The organism is Rhizobium sp. USDA 3886 (assembly GCF_056279785.1).
Genome location: NZ_JBWCDC010000001.1, coordinates 3,947,534 through 3,961,678 on the forward strand (window position 1 = coordinate 3,947,534; position 14,145 = coordinate 3,961,678).

A 14,145-nucleotide genomic window follows, 5' to 3' on the forward strand; every position below is an offset into this window, starting at 1 on the left:
AAAAGCAGCTTGTTCCTGAGTCCCTGGGTGGGCGAAAAGCTGCGGAACAAAGCGGCAGACGTGACGTTTGAAGGCTTGAAAAGCCCGAAGGGAAGGGGAAGGCCATGGCAAGCTTTAGCGAAGCGCGCGAACATCCGGCACAGCAGCTTTGGGATCAGGTGAACGATGTTTCGGCAGGAATGCTCGGCATCGATGGCGTCGACATGCACATGCAGCCGATGGCTCCGCATGCCGATCCGAAGACAAATACCATCTGGTTCTATACAAAATCCGATGCCGACATTGCCCGCGCCGTCAAACCGGGAACGCGTGCGCATTTCTGCGTCATAGGCAAGGATCACGACTACCACGCCAGCCTGGCAGGCAAGATCGAGGTCCGGCCGGATCCTTCGAGGATCGGGCAGTATTGGAATTCGGTCGTTGCCGCCTGGTACGAGAACGGCAAGAAGGATCCGAAGCTGACAATGCTTGCCATGCATGTGGACGATGCCGAGATCTGGGTTTCGATCGGCAGCAAGCTGAAGTTCGGCTGGGAGATCGCGAAGGCCAATCTCAGTGACGACAAGATGCCCGACGTGGGCATCAAACGGCATCTGCAATTTGCCTAATGCCGACAGAGCCCAGAGGTCTCAGGCTTTCTGGTCTCCTCTATAGAGCGCCCTTCATGACATAAATGAGCGGCTTCCTGGGGAGGGATCGCATGGAAACGGTAATCGTGTCGTCAGGCGCATAGCTGATGTCGAAATCCTTACCGAACATCGACACAAAGCGCTCGACCGGCGGGCCGCGGCGGTGCATCGGCAGGATCAGCGACGAGCGCAGGCGCTTGATGACGCGGCTCATGCTGTCGGCGCCCATAGTCAGGCCGCCGTCGACCGGCACCATGACGATATCCAGGCGGCCGATCTCGGTATAGTGGGCATCGGTCAGTTCATAGTGTAGGTGACCGAGATGGCCGATGCAGAGGCCGGCGATCTCGAAGATGAAGATTGAGTTTCCATCGTTCTGCGGCGCGCTGTAGCCGCCGCGGATATCCGTCGTGACGTTGCGGATATAGGCATCGCCGATCATCAGGTCGATGTCTGCCTTTTCGCCGGGCACATCGCTCCAGCCATGCAGCACGTGCTTGATCGCCGGATCTGGCGTCAGCGTGTAGTGCGTTGTGTGCGCCCGGTTCATCGTCACCACGTCAGGCGTCACGACCGGCCGGTACCAGCCGTTGAAATCCGTTGCGATGACGATGCCGCCCGGCGTTTCGATTTCGAAGGTGGAATGCCCAAGGAAGGTCAGCTTGACATCCTCGCCTTCCGAAACTGCAGGCATGATAGGCGCGTCGCCGGAAAAGCTCACGAATGTGGCCTTGGGGGTTGCCTGGGCGATCGCTTGGCACTGACTGACGGGTTTGGGTTCGGTTTGTGCGGCCGCCGCGCGGGGCAGGGCAAAGGGCACGAGGCATGCGATAGCGAGGATAAGCAATTGCGGCTTCATGCCACCCCTCCGGCGCTTTCACGGTGCGCCGAGGATGCGGCAAGGCACCGCGGCGGTCCAGATGGAGAGCGCTCACAATTGCGTGTTGGGTGGATGGGTGGCGTGCCGTGCCGCGTAATGAGGCGTGCCGTTCGCCTACCGCCAGAATTCCGGAATCGTCTCCGCCAGCCGCGGACCAATCCGCAGCGGCGCGATCTTTTCCGCAAGCCCGGTGGCATCGGAAATCTCGACGCCGACGCCGCAGATCGTGGCAGGGCCGGTGGCGGCTTCCATACGTCCCTTCGGCATCTTGGAGATGAAGCGGTTCAGCGGCTCTTCCTTGTCCATGCCGAGCGAAGAGTCGTAGTCGCCACACATGCCGGCATCCGACATATAGGCCGTGCCGCCGTTCAATATCTGATGGTCGGCAGTCGGCACATGCGTATGCGTGCCGACGACGAAGGTGGCGCGGCCGTCGACGAAATGGCCGAAGCACTGCTTTTCGCTCGTTGCCTCCGCATGGAAGTCGAAGATGATCGCATCGGCCTGTTCCTTGAGCGGGCAGGCGTCGAGGATCGTCTCGGCGGATTTGAAGGGATCGTCGAGCTCCGGATGCATGAAGACGCGGCCCATGATGTTTGCCACGAGCACGCGTGCTCCGTTTCGCGCATAAAAGAGTCCCGAGCCGCGGCCGGGCGTTCCCTGCGGGTAATTAGCCGGGCGGAGGAACTGATCGTGGCGGCCCGCAAAGGCGACCGCTTCCTTCTGGTCCCAGACGTGGTTGCCGGTGGTGACGACGTCGGCTCCCGCATTGATCGTCTCGAGGAAGATGTCTTCCGTGATGCCGAAACCGCCCGCGGCATTTTCGCCGTTGACGATCACGAAGTCGAGTTTTAGGTCGGAAACCAGGCCGGGCAGGCGATCCCATACCGCCGTCCGCCCCGTCTTGCCGACCATGTCACCCAGAAAAAGCAGACGCATTCCTTATCCGATCCAAGAAGCAAAAAAGCGAAGGCCGCTTTCTGTCAGGATGGCATCCAGGCTTATGTCATGCGGCTCGTCGGGCACATGTGCCACTTCCTGGCAGTCGAATGCAATGCCGATCAGCTTCGGACGCACGCCTTTTTGCCGCAGACGGTGGATTGCGCGGTCGTAGTGACCAGCGCCGTAGCCGATGCGGTGGCCGCGATCGTCGAAGGCCGACAGTGGCACGAGCATGATTTCCGGATCGAGAACCGCGGCCTCCGGTCCCGGTCCGGCAGTGCCGAAGCCTGTGGCAACGAGCGGCTCGCCACGCAGGAGCTCACGGAAGACGATCATCTGACGGTCGAGGATGGCCGGAACGCAGAGGCGGGCTCCGCGCGCCTGAAAGCGCGCCATCAGCGGCCGGATATCGGCCTCCGAGCGGATCGGCATGAAGCCCGAAATGATCGTGCCGGGATCGAAAGCCACGGCCTCGCCCGCGTGCTCCGCCATTGCCAAGCTCTTCTCGATACGCGCCTCAAGCGGGATTACGTCGCGCAGCGCGAGCCGTTCGGCACGCATCTGGGCTTTGAGTTCCTTGGATATCGTCTGCTGCATGGACCGGACCATAAACCGCTGGCGGGCCTTTGCAATCCCGTGACAGCGGCACTGGCTTTGGTGGAGCCGATTAGATTTGGTGAAATTTGCGTTGCTGCAATGCGCCTGTCAGTTGCCGGATCGTTTGCTCGAACAGCGCCTTGCCGCCCAGCAGCCAGCCAAGCGCCTCCAGTTTTTCGGTGCTCATCTGACCGACGGCAGCCTTGTCTGCTGAGGCAGGCAGAGGATTCGGGCAGCCGGTTTCCCGCTGCACGACCGACAGGATATCGCGGGTATCGGCGACGACGTCAGAAACATTGAAGACCTCGCCGGAGATGCGGGCGCTTTCCGTCTCCAGCATCAGCCGCACGGCGCGGCCGAGGTCGCGGCCGTGAACTTCCGTTCCGGCCCGGACGGGCGCCGGCCTGCCGCTGAGGTAATCGTCGATGAGGCCGGACCATTTGTTCGGAAGCAGGTCGCCGTAGACGCCGGTGGCGCGCAGGCTGGCCGCCGCGAAGCCCGGTCCGGCCAGATGGGCGAGCGCTCGCTCGCCGGCGAGCTTCACCTCCCCATAAAGCGTGTCTGGCTCCGGCAGCATGTCCTCTGTCAGGACGGTGCCGGGCGCTGCGTTCTGATAGACGGCACGACTGGAGATGAAGATACAGCGGCGGGTGCCGGCGCGCCTGGCGGTGTCGAAGAGCTTCACCGTGCCGTCAAGGTTCAGGCGGCTGAAGCCTCCCGGATCATCGCCTTCGCCGCCACGATATTGTCCGAGCAGGTGGCTGAAAGCGGCATGCACGAAGAAATAGGCGTCGTCGAAGGCCTCGATGTGTTCCTTGTCGGGATCGAGCGAAAGCGGGGCGAATTCGACGGGACGCGAGAACAGGCGGGGCAATGGCGCGCGGCGTCCGCCGATGATGACCGAATATCCGGCGGCAAGCAGCTCTTCGACGATATAGCGTCCCACCAAGCCCGTCCCGCCAGATACCAATACCTTCATGCCGTCTCCGGATTCGTCATGGCCGCAATATCCGGCAGGTCATTGCCGGCATGGACGGAGTGCCAGAACTCGATCAGCGGCTTGAGAATCGCCGCCTTCGGATGATCCTTCTCCCATGGCTTTTCATATTGGTAATGCAGGACTGAAATGCTCTTCCAGTCCCAAAGCGCGGGCATGGTGAACCATACATATTGCAGCATGTTGAAATAGACGGGCAGGCCGTGCCAATCCGGGAAGAAGGCCTGGAGGAAGGTCTGATCGGTCCGCTGCCAGAAGGCGTCGGGCTGGTCGAGCATGGTGAGCATCCGGCCAAACGTTTCCTCGGAAGGCCTCGCGACGAAGACGCCGGAATTCATGCGGCGGAAGTCGGCCAGTGTTTCATAGACATTGGGGGCGGCGGAAAATTCGGGGTAGCCGAAGAGCTTGTCGATATTCTTCAACACGATGGCATCAGCGTCGATGAAGACGACGCGCTCATATTCGGTCAACTGCCAGAGGCGCAGCTTGCAGAAATTGTCGAGCGGCGAATGAAAATCCGGCTTGCGACCCTTGGTGAAGGGGGCGGCGGAATGGAGCTGGCCGCGGGCATGACGCTCGTTGAAGGCATCGGAAAGCGGAAGGTGCGCGACTTCGATGAGGCGGCAGCCGAGATCAGCAAGTGGGGCGAGGGTGCTTCCCTTCACGCCGCCGGTATGCAGCACGACGATATCGGCCGCGGTCTTTGTGAGCCGGAGGGAGCGCGCTAGCGCGGTCGCGCCCATGACATAGTCTGCATTCGTGACGAGGGTGATGTAGGCATGGCGGGATGAGGGCGTTTTTTGTGGGTTGACGGAGATCACTTCCATACTCACGACACCGATTTCAGCCGCTTGCCTTCCGGGTCGCGGTTGATCGTGGCGGCGATGTCCTTCGTCCACGCAGAGACGGCGGGAACGCGGGAGCGATCGACGCGGTAGGCAAATTTCCTGGCGACGTCGACGATCTCGCTGAGCAGGCCGGCTTCGAGCGTGATCGGATCGAGCCCCAGATCGCGGAATTTCTCGTTCCTGACGATCAGATCGTTTTCCGGCGCTTCCTTGCGGGGGTTGGGAAGCCAGGCGATCTTTGCGCCGCTCATCCTGGCGATCATCTCGGCAAGATCGCGCACACGGTGTGTCTCAGTCATCTGATTGAAGATCTCGACACGGGAGCCGCGGGCCGGCGGGTTCTTCAGCGCAAGCTCGATGCAGCGGACAGAATCCTGGATATGGATGAAGGCGCGCGTCTGTCCGCCTGTGCCGTGGATGGTGAGCGGATAACCGATTGCCGCTTGGATGAGAAATCGGTTCAGCACGGTGCCATAGTCGCCGTCATAATCGAAACGGTTGATCAGTTGCGGATGGCGGCGTGTCTGTTCGGTGTGCGTGCCCCACACGATGCCCTGGTGCAGGTCGGTGATGCGCAGCGCGTCGTTCTTCGCATAGAACTGGAGGAGCAGCTGATCCAGGCACTTGGTCATATGGTAAATCGAGCCGGGATTGGACGGATAGAGGATTTCCTGGCTCGCCATCTCGCCATCTGCCGTTTCGACGCCGACGGTCAGGTAGCCCTCGGGGATCGCGGCGCCGACCGTCGAATAGCCGTAGACGCCCATCGTGCCGAGGTGGATCAAATGGGCGTCAAACTGCAATTCGACGAGTGCATTCAAAAGGTTATGCGTGGCGCTGACGTTGTTGTTGACGGTGTAGTTTTTGTGCCGGTCGCTCTTCATCGAATAGGGCGCGGCGCGCTGTTCGGCGAAATGGACGATGGCATCCGGCCGGTTTTCGGCAAGCCACTTCTTGAGAAGCTCGTAGTCCTTGGCGAGGTCGATCAGATTGAAATGGATGCGCCGCCCGGTTTCGGCATGCCAGATGCGGGTGCGCTCCTGAATGGAATCCATCGGCGTCAGTGATTGCACGCCGAGTTCGGTATCGATCCAGCGCCGCGAGAGATTGTCGAGAATGTGGACGTCATGCCCCGCGTCCGAGAGATGCAGCGATGTCGGCCAGCCAATGAACCCATCTCCGCCCATCACCGCAATCTTCATGGCATTGCCTCCTGTATGTTCATCCACTATCGGGAATACTTAAGAATTGTGACGATTGTTCAAAGCTAGGGCGTTGCTGCGCCTCGCCAACAGGCATGCGAGTTTGGAGAAAATTATGGCGGATAACGGCTTTTCCATTTCAGGCAAGCTGACGGAGACGGGGCACCAGCTGATCCAGCGCGTCTACTATGAAGACACCGATTTCTCCGGCTTGGTCTATCATGCGCGCTACCTGCATTTCCTCGAGCGCGGCCGTACCGACTATCTGCGCTGCCTGGGCGTCGAGCAGCGTGAGCTGATCACCGCCGACGAGGAAGGGCTTGTCTTCGTCGTTCACCGTATGGAAATCGACTTCAGAAACCCGGCGCGCATGGACGATATTCTCACCATCGTCACGTGCACCGAGAAGGCCGGCGGCGCGAAGATGGTGCTCAGCCAAGAAATCCGCCGCGGCGAAACGCCGCTTATCGCCGCCAAAGTGATCATCGCCGTCATCAACGCCAAGGGAAGGCCGCGCCGGTTGCCAGAGGCGTTGGCGAGGCGGATGCAAATCGAGACGCAAGACGGCTAAACGCGCGTTCCAGACATGCAGAATTGAGCAAACGCGGGCCTTGCAAAAACATGACTTTCATGTGAAGGAATTCAGCGCTGCAAGGATTGCGCGGCATTCCGTCGCCGGACTTCGGTCTCTTCGTGCCAAGCCGGGAAGAAAAATTCAGCTGGTTAAGCTTTGCCGTCATACTCTGGCACTAACGATCTATTAACCATAATAGTGTCTTACTTGGAAAGTCAGAGATTGTGCGGTGCACGCCTTCCTTTGACCAAATTTGACGGCAAGGAAGGCGGAAGAAGAGCTTTAAGCTTGACCAGGGCTTTGGGCGGCGGTCGCCAGACAATTCTTGCGAGATCACTTTCTGTGCCGCCCGGTCAAGCACCGGGCGTTTGGATTCGGGGATTTTGATAAATGGAACAAGTAGGATTGGCAGCAGCAACGGCCGACGTCAGCCTCTGGTCGTTGTTCATGCAGGCAGGCATCGTCGTCAAGCTGGTCATGCTCGGGCTGATCGCAGCCTCCGTCTGGACTTGGGCGATCGTCATCGACAAATATCTGGCCTATGGCCGCGCCCGGCGCCAGTTCGACAAGTTCGAGCAGGTCTTCTGGTCGGGGCAGTCGCTGGAAGAGCTCTACCGCACGCTTTCCGAACGCAACAATACCGGCCTTGCTTCGATCTTCGTTGCCGCCATGCGCGAGTGGAAGAAGTCCTTCGAACGCGGTGCGCGCTCGCCGATCGGTCTGCAGATGCGTATCGACCGGGCGATGGACGTGACGCTCGCCCGTGAAACGGAATTTCTTTCCGCCCGCCTCGGCTCGCTCGCGACGATCGGTTCGGCCGGTCCGTTCATTGGTCTCTTCGGTACGGTCGTCGGTATCATGACTTCGTTCCAGGCAATCGCCGGTTCGAAGTCGACCAACCTCGCGGTCGTTGCCCCGGGTATCGCCGAAGCGCTTCTCGCCACCGCGATCGGCCTCGTGGCCGCTATCCCGGCGGTTATCGCCTACAACAAGTTCTCCGCGGATGCCGGCAAGCTCTCTGGCCGCATGGAAGGCTTTGCGGACGAGTTCTCCGCCATCCTTTCGCGCCAGATCGATGAGAAGCTGCAGCCGCGTCAGGCCGCACAATAACCGACGGAGTACACGATTATGGGTATGGCTGTTGGAGGCAATAACGGCGGAGGCGGCGGTCGCCGCCGCCGTGGTGGCCGGAACAAGGGTGTTATTTCCGAGATCAACGTGACGCCGCTCGTCGACGTCATGCTCGTGCTGCTCATCATCTTCATGGTGGCGGCGCCGATGATGACCGTCGGCGTGCCGATCGACCTGCCGGAAACGCAGGCCAAGGCGCTCAATTCCGAAACGCAGCCGATCACCATTTCCGTCAAGAACGACGGCGCGGTGTTCCTGCAGGAAACGCCGATCCCGGCCGAAGAGATCGCCGCCAAGCTCGAGGCGATCGCGACCACGGGCTACAACGAACGCATCTTCGTGCGTGGTGATGCGACGGCGCCTTACGGCGTGATCGCCGATGTCATGGCGCGCATCCAGGGTGCGGGCTTCAAGAATATCGGTCTCGTCACCCAGCAGAAGAAGGACCAGTAGAAAGCAAGATGAAGACCAGTGTCGTCACATCTGCTGTTCTGCACGGACTGGTGCTCGCCGCGGCTCTGGTGACCATTGGTTCGCCGGAGTCGTTCAAGGTCGATGACTTCGAAGCGATGCCGGTCGATCTGGTGCCGGTCGAATCGATCACCCAGATGCAGCAGGGTGACAAGACGGCAAAGCCGAACGACAAGCCGGCACCGAAGCCGACTTCCAAACCTGCTGATGTTGCGGACGCCGAGAACCTCGGCGACAACAAGATCGACCTAAAGACGCCGCCGATCCCGAACGCGAAGCCGAACAACAACGAGAGCACCGCGGCACCGAAAGCCGTCGAGAAGCCGCTTCCCCAGAATGATCCCGTTCCCAACGAGGTGAAGGAGATCATGAAGGAGGATACGGTCGTCGATGAGCCGAAGGCGGTCGCGTCGATCCCGGAAACCAAGCCGGAGGTTGCACCGACCCCGCCGAAGCCGGAAGAAATGCCTGCCGAACCAGCCGAGCCGCCGAAGCCGGAAGCCGAGGCGCTGCCGGACAACGTTCCGACGCCGGTCGCCAAGCCGCAGGTGAAGCCGCCGGAGCAGAAGCCCGCGGAAAAACCGCCGGAAAAGGCGCAGGACCAGCAGAAGACGGCCGACAAGCAGCCTGACAAGAAGAAAGCCGACAAAGTGCAGGAGAAGGCGAAGGCCTCGTCCTCGAAGCAGAGCGATTTCAATGCCGACGACATTGCAGCGCTGTTGAACAAGCAGGATCCGTCGAACGGCGGCGCGAAGCGCTCGACGGAAGTCGCCTCGCTGGGTGCCAAGAAGTCGAACAATACCGGCTCCAAACTCAGCATGAGCGAGATGGATGCGCTGCGCAACGCGATTGCCGGCAACTGGCAGATCATTCCCGGCCTTGCGGACATGGACCAGGTCCGCATCACCGTCCACATGAAGTTGGACGAGAATGGCGAGATCATCGGAGACCCCGAGGTCGAAGCGACCGGCGGCAACGAATCCACGCGCCGGGCACTTGCTGGCGGTGCCTATCGTGCCGTCAAACGGTCTGCTCCGTTCACCAACCTTCCGAAAGACAAATATGACGCGTGGAGCGAAGTCATCGTGAACTTCGACCCCAGTCAGATGGCCCTTTAAATGCTGAAAGGCTTGTTCCTCATGACCAAGTGTTCCCTCTTCCGCGCCTTCATGGTGGCTCTCGGCATGGCTGCGACAGCGGCTATCGCGACGCCTGCACACGCGCTTGTCGAGATCAACATCAACAAGGGCAACGTCGAGCCGCTGCCGATCGCCATCACCGATTTCCTGCAGGGCGACATCGGCGCGCAGGTCTCTCAGGTGATTGCAGCCGACCTGCAGCGCTCCGGCCTCTTCGCGCCAGTCAACAAGAATGCCTTCATCGAGAAGATCTCCAATCCGGATGCAGCTCCGCGCTTCGAGGACTGGAAGGTCATCAACGCGCAGGCGCTCGTGACCGGCCGGGTTACGCAGGAAGGCGATGGCCGCCTTCGCGCCGAGTTCCGTCTCTGGGACACTTTTGCCGGCCAGCAGATGACCGGCCAGCAATTCTACACACAGCCGGAAAACTGGCGCCGTGTCGCCCATATCATCGCGGATGCGATCTATAAGCAGATCACCGGCGAAGAGGGCTATTTCGATACCCGCGTGGTCTTTGTCTCCGAATCGGGCACGAAGCAGCAGCGCAAGCGCCAGCTTGCGATCATGGACCAGGACGGCTTCAATGTGCGCACGCTGACGGATGGCAGCGACCTCGTTCTGACGCCGCGCTTCTCGCCGAACCGGCAGGAAGTGACCTACATGTCTTTCGCCAACCAGCAACCGCGCGTCTACCTGCTGCAGCTCGAAACCGGGCAGCGCGAGGTCGTCGGCAACTTCCCGGGCATGACCTTCTCGCCGCGCTTCTCGCCGGATGGCCAGAAGGTGGTGATGAGCCTTCAGCAGGAAGGCAACGCCAACATCTACACGATGGATCTGCGTTCGCGCACGACGACGCGCCTGACCTCGACGGCAGCGATCGATACCTCGCCGTCCTATTCGCCGGACGGCGGGCGCATCGTTTTCGAAAGCGACCGCGGCGGCAAGCAGCAGATTTACGTGATGAACGCCGACGGCTCCGGCCAGACGCGTATCTCGTTCGGCGACGGCAACTATTCGACACCGGTCTGGTCGCCGCGCGGCGATCTGATCGCCTTTACCAAGCAAGCCGGCGGAAAATTCTCGATCGGCGTAATGAAACCGGACGGTTCGGGCGAGCGCATTCTGACGACGGGCTTCCACAACGAAGGCCCGACCTGGGCGCCGAACGGCCGTGTCCTGATGTTCTTCCGCCAGCCGGCTGGTGCCGGCGGTCCGCAGCTCTATTCGATCGATCTGACAGGCTACAACGAGCAGGCCATCAAGACGCCGACCTACGCGTCCGACCCAGCCTGGTCGCCACTGCTTGAGTAGTGGATGAGCCGGATTTCGCCTTCTTGTCGCCGCAAAGTGCTGGAATTGGCCGATGCAGGGACAAATCAACAAATCATTAACCATACTTCTTGAACGCCGATTAACCGAGTACGGTTACAGTCCGGCAACCCTGATAAATCGCAAGGAGACCCGGCCATGAGCCGAATTCACACCCCGGCAATGAGCCGTATGCAGAGTTTCGCCCGCAATCCCGTCATGATCGCACTCGTTGCCGGTCTGGCGCTTGCTGGCTGCGCCAACAAGAAAAACATGGCCAACAGCGCTGGCGACCTGGGGCTCGGTGCAGGCGCCGCAACGCCGGGTTCGGCTCAGGATTTCACCGTCAACGTCGGCGACCGCATCTTCTTCGACACGGACTCGACCTCGATCCGCGCGGATGCTGCGCAGACGCTCGACCGCCAGGCACAGTGGCTCGGCCGCTACCCGAACTATGCGATTACCGTCGAAGGCCATGCCGACGAGCGCGGCACGCGTGAATACAACCTCGCTCTCGGCGCCCGCCGTGCTGCCGCCACCAAGGATTACCTTGCTTCGCGCGGCGTTCCGGCTCAGCGCCTGAAGACGATCTCCTACGGTAAGGAACGTCCGGTCGCCGTCTGCGACGATATTTCCTGCTGGTCGCAAAACCGCCGTGCAGTCACCGTTCTCGGCGGCGCTGGCATGTAACTGCCTGGAATATATTGTGCTTGCAAAGGCGGCTCCTTCGCGGGCCGCCTTTTCTTTTCGACCACACTTTGGCCAGACTCCGTTGCTTTTTGAAGGCAATTGGAAAAACTCCTGTTCGTGCCATCGAGGCGCGAAGAATCACTGGGACAGGACGAAACCTATGAAGAAACTTGTCGTGGCAGGCTTGCTCTGCCTTGCGGCCGTTACCGGAACCGAGCGAGCGGCTTATCCCGCTTCGTTTCTCGGCTTGAACCTTGGCGGCAAGCCTGCGCAGAGCCAGACGCAGACGCCGCCGCCCGTCAACGTGCAGAGCAGCAGCGCGGAAATGCGCGTGCAGCAGCTTGAAGAGCAGTTGCGCCAGCTGAACGGCCGCATCGAAGAAATGAGCTTCCAGATCCTGCAGATGCAGGAATCGCTGCGCAAGACGCAGGAAGACAACGAATTCCGTTTCCAGGATCTGGAAAAGAGCGGCGGTGCTGCTGGAGCGAAGGGCGGCACGAAGAAGAGCGAGGCCGATATGCAGCCCCCGGCTTCCGGCCAGGCCGATGCACGTTCCCAGCGCCAGGACGACGTCGCGACGATCATCGAAACACCGCAGGGAGCCGAAACGGCTCCCTCCAACGACGTTCCCGCGAACAGCGGTTTCGGCCAGCCTCCGCAGCAACTGGGTTCGATCCAGTTCGATCAGAACGGCAATCCGATCGGCGGCAGCGTGAACGAGAACGCGGAAGTCGGCTCAGCGCCGCTTCCGGACCTGAACGCTGGTACGTCGCCGCAGCAGACCGCATCTCTCGGCAGCGAGACCGATCAGTACAAGGCCGCTTACGGTCACGTCCTTTCCGGCGACTACGCGATTGCTGAAGAGCAGTTCACGCAGTATATCGCGCAGTATCCGGGAAGCGCCCGGGCTGCCGATGCCAATTTCTGGCTGGGCGAGGCGCTCTATTCCCAGGGCAAGTTCAATGAGGCCGCCAAGACCTTCCTGAATGCCCACAAGAAATACGGTTCCTCCGAGAAAGCGCCCGAAATGCTGCTGAAGCTCGGCATGTCGCTGGCGGCTCTCGATAACAACGACACCGCCTGCGCGACGCTCAAGGAAGTCACCAAGCGTTACCCGAAGGCCTCGCGCGCCGTCATAAGCAAGGTCGCGAGCGAACAGAAGCGCCTCTCCTGCTGAGGATTTCCGGTTTGTCTCCGGAAACCGTACTTTCGCCCGAGGCAGCGGCCCGCCGCTTTCTCTGTTCGCTTGCCAGCCCCACGCGCATTCTCGTCGCGATCTCCGGTGGCAGCGATTCGACCGGCCTGCTTCTTGCCCTTTCCGAAGCGCTGAAGGCCGAACCCAATTCGAAAATCTCCCTCTGCGCCGCGACGATCGACCACGATCTGCGTGCAGAATCGGCAGATGAGGCGCGTTACGTCGCAGCCTTATGCAAATCGCTTGATGTGCCGCACGCAACGCGTGTCTGGCGTGGCCCCAAACCAAAAACCGGCATCATGGCTGCCGCCCGCGAAGCGCGCTACGAACTGCTCGCGGATGCCACGGCAGAACTTGAAGCCAATCTCATCGTGACCGCACATACGCTGGACGATCAGCGGGAGACGCGGGCGATGCGCGGCGCGCGTAGCGATAGTCTTTCCATCGGGATCGCCGATGCCGTCCTCTTTGATCGCCGTATCTGGATTACCCGGCCGTTTCTGTCGTGCCTGCGCGCTGATATCCGGACATTTCTCTCGGCCCGAGCCGCTCCCTGGTTCGATGATCCAAGCAATGAAGATCTGAAATACGAACGCGTGCGGACGCGCGCGACATTGGCGGGTGAGGGCGCCCCGGAGCCTGAGGCTGGCGAAGCCGATGTCCGGCTGGAGCTTTCACGGCAAGCCGCCCTGTGGCTCGACCGTCATTTTACCCTTCCGTGCGAAGGGCTGGGTTGCGTGACGGAAAAGGGACTTGAGGCTCCCGTCGACGTGCTCCGCTATGCGCTTGGCCGTCTCGCGGCCGTTTTCGGCGGACAGCGCTTTGCGCCGGGCCGCAAACAGATGGACCGCATTCTTGGTTTCGTCAGCACCGGCGCGCCCGGACGCATGACCGCAAGCAGAGTGATCTTGGACCTGCGGCGCGATGGCCTTTACCTTGCGCGCGAAAGCCGCGGCATCTTGCCACTGGTCGTAGCGCCCGGGGAGTGCTGTGTGTGGGATGGGCGGTTTGAAGTCAGGAATGAATGTGGAGTGGCCGTTCAGATTGAAGCGGGTGCCACATACGATCCCTTATTCCTGTACTTGTCACAAGAATCCGGTGCACCCAAGTCCTTGGGCGCGAGAGACTCCTCTTCAAGCTCTGGTGCGTCATTCACCGCGCGGACGCGCGGTGGCTGGATCCCTGTGACAAGCACAGGGATGAGGGAGGAGCAGATAAAACGCCTCCCCAAGGCCGCATTGAAGCGCGCGATCGCCGCATCACCGATAGTGCTGCCGACCAGCGGCGTGTCCCTTTCGGCGGAATCGGCGCCATCGATCAGCGTCACCCCGTATTTCGCGCCTTTCGACCGCTTTTTGACACGATTTGATCTCATCTTTGCTGAAAGCCTCGCGGCGGCCTTTGGAACGGACCCCTATCCAAGCCCGCCTTTAGGTCTTATTGACGGAAAAACCATCTGACAGAGCGGATCGCCTTGGCAACGGCACAGCGCAACCCTATGTTAGAAGCCAAATAAGACGGCTGCCATGAGGCGGTTGTTGC

At 60.8% G+C, this 14,145-nt stretch carries 15 protein-coding genes; 9 read left to right on the top strand and 6 right to left on the bottom strand.

What is annotated here, in order from left to right; genetic code table 11:
* The first annotated feature begins 104 nt into the window (after nucleotides 1–104).
* Nucleotides 105–608 carry a pyridoxamine 5'-phosphate oxidase family protein gene (locus ACZ9BX_RS19745; RefSeq protein ID WP_476219755.1) on the top strand — a complete coding sequence of 168 codons (504 nt, stop codon included), beginning with the start codon at nucleotides 105–107 and terminating at the stop codon, nucleotides 606–608.
* A 40-nt stretch (nucleotides 609–648) separates the two neighbouring features.
* On the opposite strand, the gene ACZ9BX_RS19750 is transcribed toward ACZ9BX_RS19745, so the two are convergent.
* From ACZ9BX_RS19750 to ACZ9BX_RS19775, 6 genes are all read right to left on the bottom strand, one after another.
* The gene (locus ACZ9BX_RS19750) at nucleotides 649–1,488 is read right to left on the bottom strand and encodes an MBL fold metallo-hydrolase (protein ID WP_476219757.1); all 840 of its coding nucleotides are present in this window, start codon (nucleotides 1,486–1,488) and stop codon (nucleotides 649–651) included.
* Between the two features lie 135 nt (nucleotides 1,489–1,623).
* Nucleotides 1,624–2,448 carry a TIGR00282 family metallophosphoesterase gene (locus ACZ9BX_RS19755; RefSeq protein WP_132562546.1) on the bottom strand — a complete coding sequence of 275 codons (825 nt, stop codon included), beginning with the start codon at nucleotides 2,446–2,448 and terminating at the stop codon, nucleotides 1,624–1,626.
* A gap of 3 nt (nucleotides 2,449–2,451) precedes the next feature.
* On the bottom strand, nucleotides 2,452–3,048 hold the full coding sequence (locus ACZ9BX_RS19760; RefSeq protein WP_476219759.1) for a 5-formyltetrahydrofolate cyclo-ligase: 597 nt from the start codon (nucleotides 3,046–3,048) through the stop codon (nucleotides 2,452–2,454).
* Between the two features lie 70 nt (nucleotides 3,049–3,118).
* On the bottom strand, nucleotides 3,119–4,027 hold the full coding sequence (locus tag ACZ9BX_RS19765) for an NAD-dependent epimerase/dehydratase family protein (protein ID WP_476219761.1): 909 nt from the start codon (nucleotides 4,025–4,027) through the stop codon (nucleotides 3,119–3,121).
* Nucleotides 4,024–4,872, bottom strand: coding sequence for a glycosyltransferase (locus tag ACZ9BX_RS19770; protein WP_476219763.1), 849 nt, complete (start codon nucleotides 4,870–4,872; stop codon nucleotides 4,024–4,026). Before ACZ9BX_RS19770 ends, ACZ9BX_RS19765 begins: the two co-directional genes overlap by 4 nt.
* 2 nt (nucleotides 4,873–4,874) lie before the next feature.
* On the bottom strand, nucleotides 4,875–6,095 hold the full coding sequence (locus ACZ9BX_RS19775; RefSeq protein ID WP_476219765.1) for an NAD-dependent epimerase/dehydratase family protein: 1,221 nt from the start codon (nucleotides 6,093–6,095) through the stop codon (nucleotides 4,875–4,877).
* A 115-nt stretch (nucleotides 6,096–6,210) separates the two neighbouring features.
* On the opposite strand from ACZ9BX_RS19775, the gene ybgC reads away from it, so the two are divergent.
* From ybgC to tilS, 8 genes are all read left to right on the top strand, one after another.
* Nucleotides 6,211–6,666 carry a tol-pal system-associated acyl-CoA thioesterase gene (gene ybgC / locus ACZ9BX_RS19780; RefSeq protein ID WP_476220076.1) on the top strand — a complete coding sequence of 152 codons (456 nt, stop codon included), beginning with the start codon at nucleotides 6,211–6,213 and terminating at the stop codon, nucleotides 6,664–6,666.
* Nucleotides 6,667–7,059: 393 nt separating this feature from the next.
* On the top strand, nucleotides 7,060–7,779 hold the full coding sequence (gene tolQ / locus ACZ9BX_RS19785; RefSeq protein WP_027508117.1) for a protein TolQ: 720 nt from the start codon (nucleotides 7,060–7,062) through the stop codon (nucleotides 7,777–7,779).
* A gap of 18 nt (nucleotides 7,780–7,797) precedes the next feature.
* Complete coding sequence (gene tolR / locus ACZ9BX_RS19790) at nucleotides 7,798–8,253, top strand: protein TolR (protein ID WP_022715756.1); 456 nt, start codon at nucleotides 7,798–7,800, stop codon at nucleotides 8,251–8,253.
* 8 nt (nucleotides 8,254–8,261) lie between these two features.
* On the top strand, nucleotides 8,262–9,389 hold the full coding sequence (locus tag ACZ9BX_RS19795; RefSeq protein WP_476219768.1) for a hypothetical protein: 1,128 nt from the start codon (nucleotides 8,262–8,264) through the stop codon (nucleotides 9,387–9,389).
* 21 nt (nucleotides 9,390–9,410) lie between these two features.
* Nucleotides 9,411–10,721 (top strand): Tol-Pal system beta propeller repeat protein TolB, encoded by a 1,311-nt coding sequence (gene tolB, locus ACZ9BX_RS19800; protein WP_476219770.1) that lies wholly within the window; start codon nucleotides 9,411–9,413, stop codon nucleotides 10,719–10,721.
* 156 nt (nucleotides 10,722–10,877) lie between these two features.
* Nucleotides 10,878–11,408: a peptidoglycan-associated lipoprotein Pal gene (gene pal / locus ACZ9BX_RS19805; RefSeq protein ID WP_476219772.1), complete on the top strand. Its 531-nt coding sequence runs from the start codon at nucleotides 10,878–10,880 to the stop codon at nucleotides 11,406–11,408.
* A 160-nt stretch (nucleotides 11,409–11,568) separates the two neighbouring features.
* A complete protein-coding gene (ybgF, locus tag ACZ9BX_RS19810; protein WP_476219774.1) occupies nucleotides 11,569–12,585 on the top strand; it encodes a tol-pal system protein YbgF in 1,017 nt (338 codons plus the stop codon).
* A gap of 11 nt (nucleotides 12,586–12,596) precedes the next feature.
* Nucleotides 12,597–14,063 carry a tRNA lysidine(34) synthetase TilS gene (gene tilS, locus ACZ9BX_RS19815; protein ID WP_476219776.1) on the top strand — a complete coding sequence of 489 codons (1,467 nt, stop codon included), beginning with the start codon at nucleotides 12,597–12,599 and terminating at the stop codon, nucleotides 14,061–14,063.
* Nucleotides 14,064–14,145: the final 82 nt, after the last annotated feature.

Excerpts from the sequence above, each read along its gene's own strand:
- tolB (WP_476219770.1), top strand. The coding sequence starts at position 9,411 with ATGACCAAGTGTTCCCTCTTCCGCGCCTTCATGGTGGCTCTCGGCATG.
- ACZ9BX_RS19755 (WP_132562546.1), bottom strand. The coding sequence starts at position 2,448 with ATGCGTCTGCTTTTTCTGGGTGACATGGTCGGCAAGACGGGGCGGACG.
- ACZ9BX_RS19795 (WP_476219768.1), top strand. The coding sequence starts at position 8,262 with ATGAAGACCAGTGTCGTCACATCTGCTGTTCTGCACGGACTGGTGCTC.
- ACZ9BX_RS19770 (WP_476219763.1), bottom strand. The coding sequence starts at position 4,872 with ATGGAAGTGATCTCCGTCAACCCACAAAAAACGCCCTCATCCCGCCAT.
- ACZ9BX_RS19775 (WP_476219765.1), bottom strand. The coding sequence starts at position 6,095 with ATGAAGATTGCGGTGATGGGCGGAGATGGGTTCATTGGCTGGCCGACA.
- tolQ (WP_027508117.1), top strand. The coding sequence starts at position 7,060 with ATGGAACAAGTAGGATTGGCAGCAGCAACGGCCGACGTCAGCCTCTGG.
- tolR (WP_022715756.1), top strand. The coding sequence starts at position 7,798 with ATGGGTATGGCTGTTGGAGGCAATAACGGCGGAGGCGGCGGTCGCCGC.
- ACZ9BX_RS19765 (WP_476219761.1), bottom strand. The coding sequence starts at position 4,027 with ATGAAGGTATTGGTATCTGGCGGGACGGGCTTGGTGGGACGCTATATC.
- ACZ9BX_RS19745 (WP_476219755.1), top strand. The coding sequence starts at position 105 with ATGGCAAGCTTTAGCGAAGCGCGCGAACATCCGGCACAGCAGCTTTGG.
- ybgF (WP_476219774.1), top strand. The coding sequence starts at position 11,569 with ATGAAGAAACTTGTCGTGGCAGGCTTGCTCTGCCTTGCGGCCGTTACC.
- ACZ9BX_RS19760 (WP_476219759.1), bottom strand. The coding sequence starts at position 3,048 with ATGCAGCAGACGATATCCAAGGAACTCAAAGCCCAGATGCGTGCCGAA.
- ACZ9BX_RS19750 (WP_476219757.1), bottom strand. The coding sequence starts at position 1,488 with ATGAAGCCGCAATTGCTTATCCTCGCTATCGCATGCCTCGTGCCCTTT.
- ybgC (WP_476220076.1), top strand. The coding sequence starts at position 6,211 with ATGGCGGATAACGGCTTTTCCATTTCAGGCAAGCTGACGGAGACGGGG.
- pal (WP_476219772.1), top strand. The coding sequence starts at position 10,878 with ATGAGCCGAATTCACACCCCGGCAATGAGCCGTATGCAGAGTTTCGCC.